The sequence below is a fragment of the Chromohalobacter nigrandesensis genome (assembly GCF_023061285.1).
GTDB classification, from domain to species: Bacteria; Pseudomonadota; Gammaproteobacteria; order Pseudomonadales; family Halomonadaceae; genus Chromohalobacter; species Chromohalobacter nigrandesensis.
Genome location: NZ_JAKGAM010000003.1, coordinates 245,119 through 263,086 on the forward strand (window position 1 = coordinate 245,119; position 17,968 = coordinate 263,086).

A 17,968-nucleotide genomic window follows, 5' to 3' on the forward strand; every position below is an offset into this window, starting at 1 on the left:
GCGAGTGAACGATGCGATGCAACGACAGGATGCGGGAGAACGCTCAGTGAGCCAGGTATTGATCGAGGCATTGCGCCAAGGCCAGGCATTCGGAGACTCGGTTGGCGAGGTCGAGGTGTTCGAGACCCATATTTCCTGGGTCATTCTTACCGGCGATTATGCCTACAAGATCAAGAAGCCGCTGGATTTCGGCAGCTTTCTGGACTTTTCCACCCTCGAAAAGCGGCGTCGGCTCTGCGAGCAGGAGGTACGCCTCAACCGACGTCTCGCCCCGGCGCTGTATCTTGAGACGGTGCCCATCAGCGGGACGCCTGAGGCACCGCGGTTGGATGGCAGTGGCACGCCGTTCGAATATGCCGTCAAGATGCGTCAGTTCAGCAACCGTCACCTGTTCAGCACCTTGCAGGTCAGCGGCGAGCTCTCGGTGGAGCTGCTCGACGACCTTGTCGATCAACTGGTGGCATTTCACGAAGACGCGCCGCGGATCAGCGGCGATAGTCCGTTGGGCTCGCCGGACACCGTGCGTCGCACGTTGGACCGCGAGTTTCGCTTGATCGAGGCGCGGCTCGACGATCCCCAGGCACGTGAACGTCTCTCGCGGCTCGAGACCTGGAGTCTGGACAGTTTCGCGCGGCTCGAGCACGAGTTCGAGCGGCGCTGGCGTGAAGGCTACGTGCGTGAGACCCATGGCGACATTCACCTCGGCAATGCAGTGCATTTCGAAGGCCGCGCGCTGCTTTTCGACGGCCTGGAATTCAACGCCGAGCTGCGCTGGAACGATGTCGGCTGCGAGCTGGCATTCTTGCTGATGGACCTCGAGGCACGTGGCGAGCAGGCCTTCGCCAACCATGTGCTCAATCGCTACCTGGAACTCTCCGGCGATTACGAGTTGGTGCGCCTGCTCGCCTATTACAAGCTTTATCGGGCGCTGGTGCGGGCCAAGGTGGCGATGCTGCATTACCAGCAACCGCAATTGACGCCTGACGAGCGCCAGGAGGCGTATGCGAAGTACCAGCATTACATTGCCCTGGCAGAGCGTTACAGCGAGTTTCGCTTCCCGTATCTGATCGTCGGCGTGGGCGTCTCGGGCAGCGGCAAGAGCCGTTTCACCGGCGAGATGGTGCAGCGGCTAGGCGGTGTGCGGGTGCGCTCCGATATTGAACGCAAACGGCTTTACGGCTTCGAGGCCCAGTCGAGTACCGCCGACGGCGCCGATATCTATACGACCCAGGCGACTGCGCGTACCTATGATCGTCTTGCCGAACTGGCGGGGATCCTGCTGGAGTCAGGGCTGCCGGCCTGTGTCGATGCCACCTGCCTGACGCGCGCTCAGCGCACGCAACTGTGCTTCGAGGCCGAACGCCGCGGACTGCCGGTGCTGCTGGTGAGTTTCGAGGCGGATGAAGCGACCCTGCGCGCACGCATCGAAAAGCGTGCCCAGCGTGGTGGTGACCCTTCCGAGGCAGGGCTCGAGGTACTCGAACGCCAACTGGCACGTTTCGAACCTTTCGCCGACGATGAACTGAGCCACCTGGTCCATCTCGATACCACGGCACCGGATGCCAACCGGACTCTGGTGTCGATGATTCAGGAGCGTATCCAACTCAATTGAGGCGCCGTCATCATCATGTCGCGACTGCGTCATGGGCCTGTCATGCGCCCTCTTTATGCTAAAGGGGTGGTTAGGGTCGTCACATTGCCGCATGGCGTGTGGGTGATGTGAGTCTCGTGATATTGCGCCGTTCCTTTGGGAGCGGCGTTTTTTGTCGGTACTGCAGGGCTCATGACGTGCGTGCCTTGCGGGCGCTACGCAATGAAACCATGGGTGGCGCACCAAGATTCTGACGCGCCCAGTTCATGGCCTGAATACGGTTGTGTACCTTGATCTTGCGGAAGATATTATAGAGATGCGACTTGACGGTATGCTCGCTGACGAAGAGTTGATCGGCGATTTCGGTGTTGGATGCCCCGGTGCCCAGTAGGCCGATGATTTCCAATTCGCGATGGGTCAGTCCGCACACTGGACGATACGCATTGAGCTGTTGGCGGCGATAAAAGTCGATCAGGCGTGTCATCAGGTTGCGCGACATCCATAGATCGCCTTCGAGCAGCTTGGCGATGCCCTTGCAGATCAGCAGCAGATTGTCCTGGCGGTAAAAGACGCCCTGCAGATGCAGGCTGATAAGAAGTTCCGCCGCATGCTCATCGTCACGCAGATTGAAGGCCGCGAGGATCATCTCCGGGCTTTCGCTGGAGCGGCTGTTCCACAGATGCATGCAGTTTTCGTCGACATGGTCGGCATCCAGCAATACCACGACCTTGCAATTCGTGGGCGGCTCGAAGCTTTCCTGGGTGCTCAGCGCCGAGACCTGACAATCGAGCTGCTGGCGAATGTAATCGATGAATAGCTGCGACTGCGGATTGCAGTCAGTGACCATCAGAACCCTTGTATTTTCCATGCTCATGCGTTTCATCCCGGTGTTGTGTGAGACATCATTGGCATGTCCCGACTTTCTCATGGCCGGTTTCATGCCGAATTGCTTCCAAGCCTTATCCGAGACACGCACTTTGTAAATAGACAGTAACCCCTCATGTTTAAAACTTAATAGAATATAGTTTTTTAATTTTTATAACTTTTATTAATTCTAGAGTAACATCAATCGCTTGGATCGGGGTGGCAAAGGATGCGATGAGGACAGCGACGCTCGGCGGAGAGAAATTTCAGTAAGCCCCTTCATTTAGATGAGGCAAGCCTTACGTTTAAAGTATGAAAAAACTAATTCCTGTTTTTAAGTTATTGTTTTAAAAAACGTATTTATCCATAGCTAGAGCGGTTTCCCGGCCGGCGGACTGTCCGTAGAATGAGTGGCCGAGCGATGAGGAGAAAGCATGATGGCGGATCGAAAGACGCTGGTGCTGGCCAGCGGCAATGCCGGCAAGTTGCGTGAATTCCAGCACTTGCTGAGCCCCTTGGGCCTCGAAGTGCGCCCCCAGCATGACTTCGCCGTGACCGAGGTCGAGGAAACCGGCCTGACGTTCGTCGAGAACGCCCTGCTCAAGGCCCGCGAAGCCTCGCGGGTCAGCGGATGTCCCGCGCTCGCCGACGATTCGGGGTTGGAAGTCGACGCCTTGCATGGCGCCCCGGGAATTTACTCGGCGCGTTTCGCGGGCGAGCCCAAGGATGATGCCGCCAACAATCGCAAGCTCCTGGAAGCGCTCGACGCAGTGCCGGAAGGACAGCGTACCGCGCGCTTCTGGTGCGTGCTGGTGTACTTGCGTCATGCCGAGGACCCGGTGCCGCATATCGTGCAGTGTTCCTGGGAAGGGGAAGTCCGGGCGCATCCACGAGGTGAAGGCGGTTTCGGTTACGATCCTCTCTTCTGGGTGCCGGAACGCGGCATGAGCGCCGCCGAGCTGACCGCCGAGGACAAGAATCGACTCAGCCATCGGGGCCGTGCCATGAACGCGCTGCTCGCCCAATTGTCCGCCAACTCATGACGACTCTACCGCCCTTGTCGCTCTATGTGCACGTGCCCTGGTGCGTGCGCAAATGCCCGTATTGCGATTTCAATTCGCATGGCGTGGGCCATGACAGTGCGCTTCCCGAACGCGCCTATGTCGACGCCCTGCTCGACGATCTGGATGCGGAGCTAGCGTTGGCCAGGGGCCGCGAGCTGGTGAGCATCTTCATCGGCGGTGGCACGCCCAGCCTGCTGAGTGGCGCGGCGTATCGGCGTCTGTTGCAGGCGATAGAGGCACGCTTGCCGTTTGCTTCGGATATCGAAATCACCTTGGAAGCCAATCCCGGCGCGGTAGAACACGACCGCTTTGCGGCGTATCGCGAGGCTGGCATCAATCGCCTGTCTTTGGGGGTGCAGAGTTTCCAGTCCCTCCAGCTCGAGCGACTGGGGCGCATTCATGACGGTGACGAAGCCGCCCAGGCGCTACGTAACGCGCGCGCGGCGGGGTTCGACAACGTCAATCTCGATCTGATGCACGGCCTTCCCGAGCAGGGCGTGGAAGATGCCCTGGCGGATATCGAGCAGGCGCTGGCATTGGCGCCCGAGCATATCTCCTGGTACCAGCTCACGCTCGAGCCCAATACCGAGTTCTACTCACAACCTCCGCGCTTGCCCGATGAAGATGTCCTCTGCGATATCCAGGAGGCTGGGCACGCGCGGCTCGAGGCTGCGGGTTATCACCGCTACGAGATTTCCGCCTACACGCGCCCCGATCACCAGGCGCGCCACAATCTCAACTACTGGACGTTCGGCGATTATCTCGGCATCGGGGCTGGGGCACACGGTAAGTTGAGTGCTTGGCAAACGGATGGCGCTCTGGCCATCGAACGCCGCTGGAAGGTGCGTCAACCGGAAGCCTATCTGCGGCGCGCGCAAGATCCGCGTGGCTTCGTCGCCGGACGTCGCGCCCTCGAGACGCAGGAACTGCCGCTGGAGTTCTTGATGAATGCCCTGCGTCTCACCGAGGGTGTTCCGCGATATTATTGGCGCGAGAGAAGCGGCCAGCCTGATACACTGCTCGATGCCCGACTGGAAGAGGCCCGAGCCAAGGGATTGCTGCGCGATCCGGCGCAACGCCTACAGGCATCGCCTCATGGGCTGTTATTCTTGAACGATCTGCTCGCGCTTTGCGATGAGCAGTGACAAACGTTTCGATGGCAGGAACGCTAGAACGTTTTTCGAAACGCATTTTAAAGCTAAGGAGAAAGGACGCATGCAACGCGCGATATGGATGGCGATTCCGCTGGCGCTGGCGATTGGTGTAACGGGTTGTGCAAGCAACGATGCGCAAACCGGCGGCCAACAGCAGAGTGACCACGGCAAGACCTTCGGCGGCGCGGGTATCGGCGCTGCCGTGGGCGCAATTGCCGGGGCGCTGACCGGGGACGGCGGCAGCAGCACCCGTGATCGTGCATTGATCGGCGGGGCTGCCGGCGCCGCCATTGGCGGCGGCGTAGGCGCCTACATGGATGCCCAGGAAGAAAAGCTGCGCAAGGATCTCGACGGCACCGGTATCGGGGTCGACCGTCAGGGCGACAACATCGTCCTCAACATGCCCAGCCGCGTGACCTTTGCGGTCGACTCCAGCGATCTGCAGACGCCCGCGCGCCAGGCACTCAACGATGCCACCGCCGTCATGCGTGAATATCCCAAGACGCGCATCAATGTCGCTGGCTACACCGACAGTACCGGCAGCGCGGATTACAACCAGCGTCTCTCGGAGCGTCGTGCGCAGTCCGTGGCCGATTATCTCGGCCAGGGCGGCATCGCCGGCAATCGTATCGCTACCGTCGGCCACGGCGAAAGTCAGCCCGTTGCCAGCAACGATACAGAAAACGGCCGCGCCCAGAATCGGCGTGTCGAAATCACGCTGACACCGGTCACCGAGCAGAGCTAAGCGATTACGGCGTCGCGTCAGGCCGGTTCGCGCCGGCCTGGCCTGCCAAGCTCATCAGCGCCCCTGACGTGGGCTCATTCCGCGCTTCACGTCGTTTCGGAACCCCCTTCATGCTCGCCTATCAGCACGCCTACCACGCTGGCAATTTCGCCGACGTTCACAAGCATCTCGCCGTGTTTGCCGTTCTATGCCATCTATTACGTAAGCCCTCGCCCGTTACATATGTGGATACGCATGCCGGACGCGGACTGTACTCGCTCGATGCCGAGGAAACGCAGCGTCTCAAGGAGTATCGCCACGGCGTGGCGAGTGTCTGGGCAGCGCGCGAGCGCTTCGCCGACGACCCGCTGCTGGGCCCATGGTGCGAGCGTCTCGGCGCAGTCCAGGCGTCGTCCCGGCTCAGCCACTATCCGGGCTCGCCCTGGTGGTTGTCTCAGGCATGCCGAGCTCAGGATCGGCTCGATCTGTACGAGCTTCACCCGGGGGAGGCGAGCCACCTCGAGGCGCAAGCGTTGCCCGATCAGGCACGACGCCACCACGCGGACGGGCTGGCCGGTCTACGTGCTTCCTTGCCGCCGGCGACGCCGCGCCTTTGTGTACTCATCGATCCCAGTTACGAGCTCAAGCAGGAATACGCCGACGTTGCGTCGACGTTGCAGGCGGTGGCCGCCAAGGTGCGTCACGCCATCGTCTTGATCTGGTATCCGCTATTGCCCAGCGGTCGCCATCACGATCTGCTCGAGGCCGTCCAGCGTAGCGGGGTGCGTAAGGTCTGGCGCAGCGAGCTGCAATTGCACCCGCCCGGCGATGCCATGCATGGCATGTACGGTAGCGGCATGCTGATCTTCAACCCGCCCTGGGGCGTGGATACGCAGCTCGATGACAGCTTGGCCCACGTCGTGCGGTGCCTGGGAGACGACGCGACGCATTCGTCACAGTGGTGGGTGCCGGAGTGAGCCTGCAAAACAACCACGGCGCCGACGCTTGGGCCGGCGCCGTTGCGACGGAGACCTTATAGCCCCAGCTTGCCGCGCAGGGTCGCCAGATCCTCGGCGAGCACGGTCACCGGCCCGACGAACGCGCGGCGGTCCGTCTGACTGACCTTTTCGTAGCTGACGAAACCGGCCTCGGGATTGTCGGTCTCGTGCCGGTAGTGGGCGAGCGTGTCCTCAACCTCGGCGAAGTTTTTCTCGACACGGTCGACGAAGGCCGGGTCTTCCTCGGCAACCAGCGGCTTGAACAGTTCGAAGATCTTCTGCGAGCCGTCGACATTGCCCTGGAAGTCCCACAGGTCGGTATGGCTATAGCGGTCTTCCTCACCGCTGACCTTGGTTGCGGCGACTTCTTCCATCAGTGCGGCTGCGCCGCCGACGACCTTGGCCGGCGGAAAGGTCAGACCTTGCACACGTGATTCGAGGTCGTTGACGTCGGTCATCAACCGTTTGGCGTAAGGCACGAATCCTTGGGTGATCTGTTCCTTGAAGAGGCCGTATTCGAGACGATGGAAGCCGGTGAAGTCGGGATCCTCGACGCCGTTTTCGTAGTCGTCCTCGCGGGCGTCGATGCTGGCATCGAGGTCGGCGAACAGTTCGGCGATCGGTTCGATGCGCTCGTAGTAGACCCGTGTCGGGGCGTAGAGCGCCTGGGCGCGTTCCAGATCGCCAGCTTCGATGGCCTGGGTAAATTTCTCGGTATGACTGACGAATTGGTCGATATTATCGAGTACGTACAGCTTGTACTCGGCTACTGGCTCGACCAGTGCCTCGGGGTCGACGTCCGCCTGGACCGGGGTCTGCAGGGCCATGAGGCCGAAGACACTGGCGGCAAAAAACAGTGAGCGGGGTGACATGCGATGACTCCTTGATGGGGGATCGAATCGTTAGTGGGGCCAGTTCGGTCATGGATATCGGCGCCTTGGAGTGCCTGTCGTTATGATCAAACATCGGTCGCTTCCATTAGGGAGCGACCGAGAAAGTCGTGTTCATCGATGGCGCCGGGGAGTGTGAAGAAGTATCCGCCGCCCACCGGCTTGATGTACTCCTCCAATGGCTCGCCGTTGAGGTGGTTCTGAACGGTGATGAAACCGGCCTCGAGATCGGCCTGGTAGACGATGAACAACAGCCCCATATCGAGCTGGCCATTGGCTTCGACGCCGTTGGAATAATTAAACGGCCGGCGCAGGATACGGTGCTTCTCGAAGCCTGGAGTACGCGGATTGGCCAGCCGAATATGTGCGTCCAGCGGGGTGATCTTGCCGTCCGCATCATTGGCGTAGTCGGGCTCATCGTATTCGCTGCCGCCGGAAAGAGGCGCGCCGCTGTCCTTGCGTCGACCGAAGATTGCCTCTTGCTCGGCCAGTTGCGCGCGATCCCAGCGTTCGACGAAGTTACGAATGATGCGTACTACCTGATAGCTGCCGCCGTGGGCCCAGTCGGGTTCGTCGGGATCGGCGCCGGTCCACACCAAGGCGTTCATCAGCGTCTCGTCGTCGGTGTCCGGGTTGGCGGTGCCGTCGCGAAAGCCCAGGTAATTGCGCGCGCTGGGCGCGGGGGTATCGTGGCCGGGAGGTACCACGGGCACCGTGCCTTCCTGCTTCCAGCGCACCATGAGAAGGCCGGGCGTGTGCTTGATGATGTCGCGCAGGGCGTGAATGGTCGTATCGTGGGTGTTGGCGCAGATCTGCAACGATAGGTCGCCGTGGCAACGCGCCGGCTCCAGGGCGTCGTTGGGGAAGCCCGTCATACGTTGCAGATGCTTTGGCTTGGCATCGGCCAGGTCGAAGCGCTCGTCGAACAACGAGGCACCCAGCGAGACGGTAACGGTCAGCGCGTCCGGGGCAATAGTCGGCCCGAGGATGCCGGAATCCGCCGGTGGATAACTTGGATCGCGCTTAGGATAGCTGCCGCCACGTGTAAGAAAGGCGATACGCTCGGTGAGGGTGCGCAACAGCCGTTCCAGTCCGGTGCGGTCACGAGCCAGCACGTCGCAGACAACCACCATGCCGGTTGCCGGGCGCGGGGTGAGAACACCCTGCTGATGGCGGCCGTGAAAGGGATGGGACTGCTGGGTGGTGGTACTGACTGGTGCGCCGGTGACGTCGTGGGCACTGGCGGCATCGGTGTGCGATTCGGCCCAGGCCGAACCGCCCAGCCCGGCGGCGGCACCGGCCGCGCCCAACCCTTGTAGAAAGCGGCGGCGATCCAGCGTGAAGGGGCAGCGTGAGGTGTTGTCGGATTGATCACTCATGTCGGTAAACCGTGTAATGCCAAGTTGGACGATGATCAGCCGTTCAGGGCCAACGTTCGGTTGAGGCTATCCAGGGTGTCGGCCAGGGCTTGAGTATCGGCAAGCAAGGCTTCGCGGTCGACATCGCGGCTGTCCTTGGCTCCCGATGCGGTGTTGCTCTGTTCCGGCAAGTCCTGCTGGAGTCTGGCGAGTCGTGCCTGCAGGCCTTCCAGTGCGTTCGGCGCCTGGCGTTCGAGGAGTGGCGCGAGTAGCGTGACGATCTTCTCGGCGCCGGCGGTCAGGCCTTGTAAGTCGAGCAGTTCGTGTGCGCTCAGTGTCTTGCTGTCGAGGGCATGAGCGTGCCAGGCCTCGAGTACCCGGGCGCTGCCGTTGGCCAGTTGAGCTGGAGGAATCGCTTGATGTCTGAAGCGTTCGCCGAGTGTCCGAGCATCCTCGAGCAGTTGTGCGGCGATCGGGGTCAGGCCATCGGTGCTCTCGGCATCGAACAAGCCCCGAGCCAGGCGGTGAAAGCCGACGAATTGCGGATCCTGCTCGCGCTTGGCGAAGTACTCGGCGCGGGCATTGAGGCGTTCGTCGAGATCGCTATAGAGCCCGGTGGCCATCGCCAGGCGTTGGTCGATTAGCCGTGCCTCGCGGTAGGCCGTGCGGGCCGCCTCCAGTTCGCCGGCGGCAATGGCCTGGTGCAAGGCCTCGGCGGCTTCGACCAAGCGCCGGGTCTGCAGGGTCAGATAGACCTTGTATTCTGCCAGCGGGGCGATGAAGGCTTGCCGCGACAAGGCGACCGCCGGTGCATCATCATTGGCCGTGACGTGCAATGTGCCATGCGGATTGCTCAAAAGCCCGCAGGTCATGGCATAGTCGCCCGCCGCCAGGGTGGCGGTCAGCGGCTGGTGTAGGCCGGGGGCGATGTTCTCGCGCTCCTCGAGCACCATCACACCATCGAGAATTTCCCATTCGATGGCCCGCTGGGAGTCGTTGACGATGCTGAAACGCGTCTCGCCGGCGGGCACGCTGAGTTCACGAGGCTCGCAGCCCTGGGCGGTGACCACGAGTCGCACGTCTCCATCGTCATGATCGCGCCCATTCAACGATAGTGCGAACAGACCCAAGGCGGCGAGCATCAGCACGGCCGATGCCAATACGCCGAGCTTGAGCAACCGTGCGGAGGGAGGGGGCGATACGGACATGGGTGTCTCTCCGATCAGCGAGCATTGGCGTGTGGGGCGGCCGACCGTGCGGTGCGCGCGGGACGCAAGAACAGCAGCAGTGTCGCCAGCAGGTAGCCGACATACACCACCGCCTCGCTTACGGTCGGGGCCGGCTGGTAGCCGAGCACACCGGCGAACACGGCACCGAGCGGAGAATCCAGCGGCAATAGGTCGCCGAGATTGAAAAGGACCTGCTGAGCATGGTTCCAGACGCCGGCTTCATGCAGGGCACGCACCGAGCCGGCGAGCAGACCGGCGGCCACCAGTAGAATGAAGAGTCCGGTCAAGCGGAAGAAATGTGCGAGATTGAGGCGCAGGCTGCCGCGGTAGAGGGCAAGGCCGACCACGAGTGCGGCGAGGATGCCCAGCAAAGCGCCTAATGGTGCGGCTTGATCGGTGCTCTGCTGGAATACCGCGAGGAGGAAGAACACCGATTCGAGACCCTCGCGGGCCACCGCAAGAAACACCATGCCGATCAATGCCAGGGTCTGACGACGACCGCTTTCGAAGGCGCCATCGAGGGCACCGGTCAGTGAGCGGCGTACACCACGGGCGGCACGACGCATCCAGAACACCATCCAAGTCAATACAATGACGGCGATCAACCCGACGAGTGCCTCGAACAGCTCCTGCTGACGCTGGGGGAACTCGGCGCTGGCGAACTGCAGGCCTGCGCCGATGCCCAGGGCCAGGGCGACGGCAAGGAAGACGCCGATCCATACGGCAGGCATCCAGGCGCCACGCCCGGTCTGGCGAAGGTAACTGGCGATGATGCCGACGATCAGGGCGGCCTCGAGCCCCTCGCGTAGCATGATGAGAAAGGGGACAAGCATGTTGGAGTCCTGGTGAAGCGGGGTAAGAGGACGCGATCTCGAAAGAGAATGAGATTCGTTGTTATCTATAGGTTACGCCTGCCCCTGGCGAGGGGCAAGGAAATTAGCAGGAAAAGTGCTTACCGGTAGGCGATAAAGCCCGTGGAAGGACGCGGGGATGCTTATTCTCAGTTTCACTGACCGACCGTCTTACTTGCCGATGCAGAAGCTGCCGAAGATCTCACCGAGTAGGTCGTCTGCGGTGAATTCGCCGGTGATTTCGGAGAGCGCGTGCTGCGCTTCGCGCAGATCCTCGGCGAGGAGTTCGCCAGCGCCGTGACCCTGCAACTGGGCGATGCCGTTATCGAGTGCCTGACCGGCACGGTCGAGGGCGTCGAGATGGCGTCGGCGCGCCGAGAAACGTCCTTCGGTGGTGGCATCGAAGCCCATCACCGTCTTGAGATGATCCTTCAAGTTATCCACACCCTCTCCGGTAATGGCGGACATGCGCACCAGCGGTGGGGTTGTGGATAAATCACTCACGGCAGCCTCGCCGCTTTCATCGATCTTGTTACGCACCAGCGTCAGACGCTCGGGATGGGGGAGGCGTGCGACGAATTCCGGCCAGAGTTCCATGGGGTCGGTCTGTGTCGTGGTCGCCGCATCGACCAACAGCAGCACGCGGTCGGCTTTCTCGATTTCTTCCCAGGCGCGGGCGACGCCGATCTTCTCGATGGCATCCGGCGTGTCGCGCAACCCGGCGGTGTCGATGATGTGAAGCGGCATGCCATCCAGATGGATGTATTCGCGCAGCACGTCGCGGGTAGTGCCTTCGATATCAGTGACGATGGCGCTGTCACGCTCGGTCAGCGCATTGAGCAGGCTCGACTTGCCGGCATTGGGGCGTCCGGCGATGACCACGTTCATGCCTTCGCGCATCAGCGCCCCCTGACCGGCGGCGGCGCGCACCTCGCCGAGCATGGTGTGCACGTCGTCGAGCATCGCCTCCACCTTGCCGTCGGCGAGGAAGTCGATTTCCTCCTCGGGAAAGTCGATGGCGGCTTCGACGAACATGCGCAGCTCGATCAGCTTGTCGACGAGGGCTGCGACGCGGGTCGAAAACTCGCCCTGCAGCGAACGCAGGGCGTTCTCGGCGGCGGCGCGGGAGCTGGCATCGATCAAATCGGCGATGGCCTCGGCCTGGGCCAGATCGAGCTTGTCGTTGAGGAAGGCGCGTTCGGAGAACTCGCCGGGACGCGCCAGGCGAGCGCCCAGGGTGACACAGTGCTCGAGAAGCAGATCCATGATCACCGGCCCGCCGTGCCCTTGTAGCTCGAGAACATCCTCACCGGTAAAGGAGTGGGGACCGGGGAAGAAGATCGCGATCCCTTCATCGATGATATCGCCATTGGCGTTGCGGAAAGGGCCGTAATACGCATAACGCGGTGCCGGGCAATGGCCGAGGATACCCTCGGCCAGGGCGCGGCTGGCGGGCCCTGAGATGCGTACGATGCCGACCCCGCCACGTCCGGGAGGCGTGGCGATGGCGGCGATGGTGTCCTGGCGATAGAGAGGCGTGGCGGTCATGTCGTTCTCCGACTCGTTGCCGGTATTGTCCCGGTGGCTGGCCCAAAACGCCAGACCCCCGCCAAGGCGGGGGTCTGATCGGGCGGTACACGGAAAGGGCCGTCAGCTCTTGGCTTTACTGGCTTTTTCCGTATCGCCGTCATTTTCGATCTTGCGCGTGATAACCCACTGCTGAAGGATCGAAATGACGTTGTTGCAGATCCAGTAGATCACCAGGCCGGCCGGGAACCATAGGAAGAAGAACGTGAAGACCACCGGCAGCATCTTCATGATCTTGGCCTGCATGGGATCCGGCGGTGTCGGGTTCAGCAACTGCTGAACGAACATCGAGGCGCCCATGATGATCGGCAGGATGAAGTAGGGATCCTGAGCCGAGAGGTCATGTATCCACAGTATGAAGGGCGCATGACGCAATTCCACGGATTCCAGCAACATCCAGTACAAGGCGATGAAGACCGGCATCTGCACGACGATGGGCAGACAGCCCCCCAGAGGATTGATCTTCTCCTTCTGGTAGAACTTCATCATCTCCTGCGACATCTTCTGTCGGTCGTCGCCGTACTGCTCCTTGATGCGCTTCATCTCCGGGCCCATCTTGCGCATCTTCGCCATCGACTTGTAGGCCTTGGCCGAGAGCGGGAAGAGCACGAGCTTCACGACGACCGTGAGCAGCACGATCGACCAACCCCAGTTGCCGATCAGGCTATGAATCTTCGCCAGCAGCCAGAACAGCGGATTGGCGATGAACCACAACCAACCGAAGTCGACGGTCAGTTCCAGGTGCGGCGCGATGGTTTCCAGGCGGTCCTGAATCTTGGGACCCATGTAGAGCGTCGCGGCCAGCGTGGTTTCATCGCCGGGCGCAAGCTGCTGGGAAGGACCGGCAAACGCGGCCACGTTGCGATCACGGGAATCGATATTGGCGTAATAAAGATTCTCCTGCTCCTGCACCGGGACCCACGCCGAGGTGAAATAGTGCTGGATCATCGCGACCCAACCGCCCTCGGACTCGACATTCTTGAAGTCGCCTTCACGAATGTCATCGAAGTCGATCTTCTCGTAATTGCTTTCTTGAGTAGAGAAGGTCGCACCGAGGAACGAGCTCATGCTCATCGGGCCGCCACCCTGACTGGGATCGGCGCTATTGTCGCGAGCAAGCTGGCCGACGAAGCGTGCGGAGACAGGCGTTTCGCTCTGGTTATCGAGTCGATACTCGACATTGACCGCGTAACTGTCGCGATCGAAGGTGAAACGCTTGATGACGTCCACGCCGTTGACCTCGGCCTTGAGGTCGACACTTAGGCTGTCTTGATCATCACCCAGCGAATATTGCGTTTGTGCGGAAGAGAAGTCGATGCGTCCGTCATGGTCCTTCAATTGCAGCCCTGACTTGGCAACGTAGCTGCGTACGTTGTTGTCGCTGAGGAGGACGAAGGGTTGGTCGCTATTCAAGGACTCATGGTGCTTGGGTAGCGCCGCGTAGACGACATCGCCTCCGCGGGGGTCGATGCGAAGGTCCAGCGTATCGGTGCGTACCTCGATCAAGCCGCTAGCGTCGGTTTGCCCATCCGCGCCAGGCATGTCGGCGGTTCCTTGCGATGAGGCATTGTTACCGCTGTTATTGGAAGCGGGAACTGAGAGGCCTTCACTGCCGGCGTCACTATCGGACGTATCCTGGGTAACGCTTTCAGGTGCGCGCTGTTCGACGCTGTTTTGCCCATAATCCGCATTCCACTGAATGACCAGTAGATAAGCGAGTACCGCGAGCGGGATGACGAGTAGGAGTCGTTTTACGTCCATAAGGATTCTGCCCGGTGATACATTCTGACGTCACGTCCCGACCGGCACTTGCGGCCACGGTGGAACGTGGCGGAGAAATGCCGATCAAGGGGATGGCGTGGACGAGACCGACTGCTTGCGTACGTCTTTTTCCAGGCGTCGCCACATGCCGTGCAATTGGCGATGCAAGGTGTCGTTATCCAGTTCATGAGCCCCACGCCGAGCGAGAACGATGATATCCACGGCGGGAAGACGGTACTGCTGGAGACGAAAGGATTCACGGACGAGGCGTTTCAGACGGTTACGGTCGACAGCACGACGTACGTTCTTCTTGCTAAAGACGAGCCCCACTCGCGGCTCATCGAGAGCGTTGGGGCGCGCAAGCATCAAAAGGCCCTTACCGTGCACCTTGAAGGACGCATGAGCGAAGACGTGCTGATAGTCCCCGGCGGTCAGCAGCCGCAGCCGCCGGGAAAAGCCCTGATCGGACATTCGTTGTCCAGTCAGGCGCTCAGACGCTTGCGGCCTTTGGCACGACGACGCGCCAGCACCTGGCGGCCGTTCTTGGTGGCCATGCGAGCACGGAAGCCGTGCACGCGCTTGCGCTTTAGGACGCTCGGTTGAAAAGTGCGCTTCATAGCTGCGAATTCTCACGTGGTTGTTTGGAAACGATTTGAAACTGAAGAGCCCGGTACGCTTGCACCCGGCGGTATTCGGCTCAAGACCGGCAATTCTAGTGAATCCCTGGGGCGTGTGCAATTTTTCTGGCGCTTTTATCCACACCTGTTTTGTTACGGCGGCGGTTGCTCGGCATGTGCCGAGGCGATCAGCCCGAACGGATGTCGTTGGGAGGCTCGTCGCTTGCTGTGCCGATATTAACTGAAATGCTAACGCTATTATTACTATTGAAATTGTACTGATTGATATTGTTATTAATGGTGGGGATACTATTTGTGGATAACTTGTTTTTCTCCTTTATTAACAGAAATCTATCACGTTATCGAATATGTGGGAAACAGGTGGGGGAAGGGTGGGTAGGCTGTCGGTGCCATTGTGGGTAAGTGGCGATCTTTCCACACCCTGTGACATCTTCACGTTTCACGGACACGTTATGCGCCGAGTTATCGGCAGGGTTTTCCACAGGAAAAGAGACGCGGCATCCATGTGGATAACCCGGGCGTCGAACGATACAATGGTCGGCCATTCATCAACGCTAGGTGAGGTCGTGTGTCGGTCGCTCTCTGGCAGCAATGCCTCAACTTTCTTCAGGATGAGCTGAGTTCCCAGCAGTTCAATACCTGGATTCGCCCCTTGCAGGCGGAGGACGGTGACGCCAGCGAGCTGTGTCTGCTGGCGCCCAATCGCTTCGTGCGTGACTGGGTCAATGATAAATACCTGAAGCGTATCAATGAGTTGCTGAGGGAGCTTGCATCCGGTAAGCCACCTAAGGTGCAGCTGACGGTCGGTAGCCGCCGCAACATGGCCACATCGTCGCCGCGTGATCTGGGGGCACCGGTATCGGCGGCGGCAATGAATACCTCGCGGCCCCCTGAAACGCCGCCTGCGGTGCACACCCCGCGGGCGCGGGGCGACTATGCAGACGAGCAGGAAATCGATCGCCTGCGTGAACGTCAGGAGACGTCGCGCCGCAGTGAGCGCCAGGTGCAGGTAGAAGGTAGCCTCAAGCATCAGAGTGGCCTCAATCCTAATTTCACCTTCGAGACCTTTGTCGAGGGCAAGTCAAACCAGCTTGCGCGGGCCGCGTCACGCCAGGTGGCCGAAAATCCCGGTGGTGCCTATAACCCGCTGTTCCTGTACGGTGGTGTCGGCTTGGGTAAGACGCACCTCATGCATGCAGTGGGCAATCACCTTGCCACGCAGCGTGAGAATGCCACCGTGGTTTACTTGCATTCGGAGCGCTTCGTCGCCGATATGGTCAAGGCGCTGCAGCTCAACGCGATCAACGATTTCAAGCGTTTCTACCGCAGCGTGGACGCACTGCTGATCGACGACATCCAGTTTTTCGCCGGCAAGGAGCGCTCACAGGAAGAGTTCTTTCATACGTTCAATGCGTTGCTTGAGGGTGGCCAGCAGATGATCCTTACCTCGGATCGCTACCCCAAGGAAATCAGCGGGGTGGAGGAACGCCTCAAGTCGCGTTTCGGCTGGGGGCTGACGGTGGCTATCGAGCCGCCTGAGCTGGAAACCCGTGTGGCGATCCTGATGAAGAAGGCCGACCAAGCCAAGGTTGACCTGCCTCACGATGCAGCGTTCTTCATCGCGCAGAAGATCCGCTCTAACGTGCGTGAGCTGGAAGGGGCGCTGAAAAAGGTCATCGCCGACTCGCACTTCATGGGCAAGCCGATCACCCAGGACTTCATTCGCGAATCGCTCAAGGATCTGCTGGCGTTGCAGGACAAGCAGGTCGGCGTCGACAACATTCAGCGTACGGTGGCGGAGTACTATAAGATCAAGTTGGCCGATCTACTCTCCAAGCGTCGTTCGCGTTCGGTGGCGCGCCCGCGTCAGGTCGCCATGGCCTTGGCCAAGGAATTGACCAATCATAGCCTGCCCGAGATCGGCGATGCCTTCGGGGGGCGCGATCACACCACGGTGCTGCATGCCTGCCGAAAGGTGCAGACACTCAAGGAAGAAAGCGCGGATATCCGCGAGGACTACAAGAACCTGTTGCGGCTGCTGACCAGTTGAGCATGGCGGCCAGAATATTCCCTTGGACCCCAGGACGAGAGTGGAGCCCATGAGATTTACCATCACCCGCGAAGACCTTTTGCGTCCACTGTCGCTGGTCGCCGGCGTCGTCGAGCGTCGCCAGACCCTGCCGGTGCTGTCCAACGTGCTGCTCGAGGTACGCGACACGCAACTGGCACTGACCGGTACGGATCTCGAAGTCGAGCTGATCGGCCGCACGGCCCCGCATCACGTCGATGAGCCAGGCTCAGCGACAGTGCCGGCGCGCAAGCTAATGGATATTTGTAAGTCGCTGCCCGAGCGGACCGATATCACCTTTACGCTCGAAGAGGGGCGTGCGGTGCTACGTGCTGGGCGTTCACGCTTCACCTTATCGACGTTGCCGGTGGCGGAATTCCCGAATATCGAGGGAAGTCAAAGCGATACGACCTTGACCTTGACGCGTGGCACGCTCAAGCACTTGATCGACGCGACCTCGTTCGCCATGGCGCAGCAGGATGTGCGTTACTACCTGAATGGCATGCTGCTCGAATTCGGCCATCACCTGGTGCGTACGGTGGCCACCGACGGCCATCGCCTAGCGGTGTGCGCACGTAGCGCCGAGGTCGACGTCGAGCCGGCACAGAAGCTCATCGTGCCGCGCAAGGGGATTCTCGAATTGGCGCGCTTGTTGGATGGCAGCGATGAGCTGGTGGAACTCACCATCGGCGGTACCCATCTGCGCGCACAGACCGGGGATTTCACCTTTACCTCCAAGCTGGTGGACGGCAAGTTCCCCGATTATGAGCGTGTGGTCCCGCGGGGCGGCGATAAGGTCGTCATCGCCGAGCGTGGCGAGTTGCGCCAAGTGCTGTCGCGTACCGCGATTCTCTCCAACGAGAAATACCGTGGGGTTCGACTCAATCTCGAAGAGCATAACCTGCGTGTGACGGCCAACAACCCCGAGCAGGAAGAAGCCGAGGAAAACGTGTCTGTCGAGTATGAGGGCGACACCTTGGAAGTGGGCTTCAATGTCGGCTATCTCGTGGATGTGCTCGGCGTGCTCGATGCCGACCGCGTGCAAATGACGCTTTCCGATCCCAACAGCAGCGCATTGCTGGAAGAACCGGGTGGTGGCGATGCCATGTACGTGGTCATGCCGATGCGCCTCTGAGCGCCTGCGCTGCTTTTTCACTCATGTTCGTCTCGGGCGCGGTCAGCCACGCCGAC

The 17,968-nt window shown here is 60.7% G+C and carries 16 protein-coding genes; 7 read left to right on the forward strand and 9 right to left on the reverse strand.

Annotation, left to right across the window (positions count from 1 at the left end):
- Positions 1–16 precede the first annotated feature (16 nt).
- Positions 17–1,612: a bifunctional aminoglycoside phosphotransferase/ATP-binding protein gene (locus L1073_RS06505; RefSeq protein ID WP_246897759.1), complete on the forward strand. Its 1,596-nt coding sequence runs from the start codon at positions 17–19 to the stop codon at positions 1,610–1,612.
- 169 nt (positions 1,613–1,781) lie between these two features.
- Here the strand turns inward: L1073_RS06505 and L1073_RS06510 are convergent, their stop codons facing one another.
- Positions 1,782–2,465 (reverse strand): LuxR C-terminal-related transcriptional regulator, encoded by a 684-nt coding sequence (locus tag L1073_RS06510; protein ID WP_246897761.1) that lies wholly within the window; start codon positions 2,463–2,465, stop codon positions 1,782–1,784.
- A gap of 427 nt (positions 2,466–2,892) precedes the next feature.
- On the opposite strand from L1073_RS06510, the gene rdgB reads away from it, so the two are divergent.
- The 4 genes from rdgB (at position 2,893) to L1073_RS06530 (ending at position 6,374) form a co-directional block, all read left to right on the forward strand.
- Positions 2,893–3,498, forward strand: coding sequence for an RdgB/HAM1 family non-canonical purine NTP pyrophosphatase (gene rdgB / locus L1073_RS06515; RefSeq protein WP_246897850.1), 606 nt, complete (start codon positions 2,893–2,895; stop codon positions 3,496–3,498).
- Positions 3,495–4,664, forward strand: coding sequence for a radical SAM family heme chaperone HemW (gene hemW / locus L1073_RS06520; RefSeq protein WP_246897763.1), 1,170 nt, complete (start codon positions 3,495–3,497; stop codon positions 4,662–4,664). The genes rdgB and hemW overlap by 4 nt, the downstream gene beginning before the upstream one ends.
- 70 nt (positions 4,665–4,734) lie before the next feature.
- Positions 4,735–5,418: a YiaD family glycine zipper/OmpA-like lipoprotein gene (locus tag L1073_RS06525; protein ID WP_246897764.1), complete on the forward strand. Its 684-nt coding sequence runs from the start codon at positions 4,735–4,737 to the stop codon at positions 5,416–5,418.
- 110 nt (positions 5,419–5,528) lie between these two features.
- Positions 5,529–6,374, forward strand: coding sequence for a 23S rRNA (adenine(2030)-N(6))-methyltransferase RlmJ (locus L1073_RS06530; protein WP_246897766.1), 846 nt, complete (start codon positions 5,529–5,531; stop codon positions 6,372–6,374).
- A 56-nt stretch (positions 6,375–6,430) separates the two neighbouring features.
- Here L1073_RS06530 and efeO (L1073_RS06535) read toward each other — a convergent pair whose 3' ends face one another.
- The 8 genes from efeO (L1073_RS06535) to rpmH all read right to left on the reverse strand — a co-directional run bounded on the left by efeO (L1073_RS06535) (position 6,431) and on the right by rpmH (position 14,688).
- Entirely contained in the window at positions 6,431–7,267 is an 837-nt protein-coding gene (gene efeO, locus L1073_RS06535) for an iron uptake system protein EfeO (protein ID WP_281506003.1), read from the reverse strand.
- Between the two features lie 86 nt (positions 7,268–7,353).
- On the reverse strand, positions 7,354–8,664 hold the full coding sequence (efeB, locus tag L1073_RS06540) for an iron uptake transporter deferrochelatase/peroxidase subunit (RefSeq protein ID WP_246897768.1): 1,311 nt from the start codon (positions 8,662–8,664) through the stop codon (positions 7,354–7,356).
- A 35-nt stretch (positions 8,665–8,699) separates the two neighbouring features.
- Positions 8,700–9,851 (reverse strand): iron uptake system protein EfeO, encoded by a 1,152-nt coding sequence (gene efeO, locus L1073_RS06545; protein WP_246897770.1) that lies wholly within the window; start codon positions 9,849–9,851, stop codon positions 8,700–8,702.
- Positions 9,852–9,865: 14 nt separating this feature from the next.
- Positions 9,866–10,705, reverse strand: coding sequence for an iron uptake transporter permease EfeU (efeU, locus tag L1073_RS06550; protein WP_246897772.1), 840 nt, complete (start codon positions 10,703–10,705; stop codon positions 9,866–9,868).
- Positions 10,706–10,894: 189 nt separating this feature from the next.
- On the reverse strand, positions 10,895–12,271 hold the full coding sequence (mnmE, locus tag L1073_RS06555) for a tRNA uridine-5-carboxymethylaminomethyl(34) synthesis GTPase MnmE (protein ID WP_246897774.1): 1,377 nt from the start codon (positions 12,269–12,271) through the stop codon (positions 10,895–10,897).
- A gap of 102 nt (positions 12,272–12,373) precedes the next feature.
- The gene (yidC, locus tag L1073_RS06560; protein ID WP_246897776.1) at positions 12,374–14,071 is read right to left on the reverse strand and encodes a membrane protein insertase YidC; all 1,698 of its coding nucleotides are present in this window, start codon (positions 14,069–14,071) and stop codon (positions 12,374–12,376) included.
- An 84-nt stretch (positions 14,072–14,155) separates the two neighbouring features.
- Positions 14,156–14,542, reverse strand: a complete 387-nt coding sequence (rnpA, locus tag L1073_RS06565) for a ribonuclease P protein component (protein ID WP_246897778.1) — start codon at positions 14,540–14,542, stop codon at positions 14,156–14,158.
- An 11-nt stretch (positions 14,543–14,553) separates the two neighbouring features.
- Positions 14,554–14,688, reverse strand: coding sequence for a 50S ribosomal protein L34 (rpmH, locus tag L1073_RS06570; protein WP_011508608.1), 135 nt, complete (start codon positions 14,686–14,688; stop codon positions 14,554–14,556).
- A 589-nt stretch (positions 14,689–15,277) separates the two neighbouring features.
- Here rpmH and dnaA point away from each other — a divergent pair.
- Positions 15,278–16,759 (forward strand): chromosomal replication initiator protein DnaA, encoded by a 1,482-nt coding sequence (gene dnaA, locus L1073_RS06575; RefSeq protein ID WP_246897780.1) that lies wholly within the window; start codon positions 15,278–15,280, stop codon positions 16,757–16,759.
- A gap of 49 nt (positions 16,760–16,808) precedes the next feature.
- Positions 16,809–17,912, forward strand: coding sequence for a DNA polymerase III subunit beta (gene dnaN / locus L1073_RS06580; protein ID WP_246897783.1), 1,104 nt, complete (start codon positions 16,809–16,811; stop codon positions 17,910–17,912).
- Positions 17,913–17,968 lie beyond the last annotated feature (56 nt).

Coding starts and splice junctions, on each gene's coding strand:
- L1073_RS06530 (WP_246897766.1), top strand. CDS start 5,529: ATGCTCGCCTATCAGCACGCCTACCACGCTGGCAATTTCGCCGACGTT.
- yidC (WP_246897776.1), bottom strand. CDS start 14,071: ATGGACGTAAAACGACTCCTACTCGTCATCCCGCTCGCGGTACTCGCT.
- rdgB (WP_246897850.1), top strand. CDS start 2,893: ATGGCGGATCGAAAGACGCTGGTGCTGGCCAGCGGCAATGCCGGCAAG.
- efeO (WP_281506003.1), bottom strand. CDS start 7,267: ATGTCACCCCGCTCACTGTTTTTTGCCGCCAGTGTCTTCGGCCTCATG.
- L1073_RS06505 (WP_246897759.1), top strand. CDS start 17: ATGCAACGACAGGATGCGGGAGAACGCTCAGTGAGCCAGGTATTGATC.
- hemW (WP_246897763.1), top strand. CDS start 3,495: ATGACGACTCTACCGCCCTTGTCGCTCTATGTGCACGTGCCCTGGTGC.
- efeU (WP_246897772.1), bottom strand. CDS start 10,705: ATGCTTGTCCCCTTTCTCATCATGCTACGCGAGGGGCTCGAGGCCGCC.
- efeO (WP_246897770.1), bottom strand. CDS start 9,851: ATGTCCGTATCGCCCCCTCCCTCCGCACGGTTGCTCAAGCTCGGCGTA.
- dnaN (WP_246897783.1), top strand. CDS start 16,809: ATGAGATTTACCATCACCCGCGAAGACCTTTTGCGTCCACTGTCGCTG.
- efeB (WP_246897768.1), bottom strand. CDS start 8,664: ATGAGTGATCAATCCGACAACACCTCACGCTGCCCCTTCACGCTGGAT.
- mnmE (WP_246897774.1), bottom strand. CDS start 12,271: ATGACCGCCACGCCTCTCTATCGCCAGGACACCATCGCCGCCATCGCC.
- L1073_RS06525 (WP_246897764.1), top strand. CDS start 4,735: ATGCAACGCGCGATATGGATGGCGATTCCGCTGGCGCTGGCGATTGGT.
- L1073_RS06510 (WP_246897761.1), bottom strand. CDS start 2,465: ATGAGCATGGAAAATACAAGGGTTCTGATGGTCACTGACTGCAATCCG.
- rnpA (WP_246897778.1), bottom strand. CDS start 14,542: ATGTCCGATCAGGGCTTTTCCCGGCGGCTGCGGCTGCTGACCGCCGGG.
- rpmH (WP_011508608.1), bottom strand. CDS start 14,688: ATGAAGCGCACTTTTCAACCGAGCGTCCTAAAGCGCAAGCGCGTGCAC.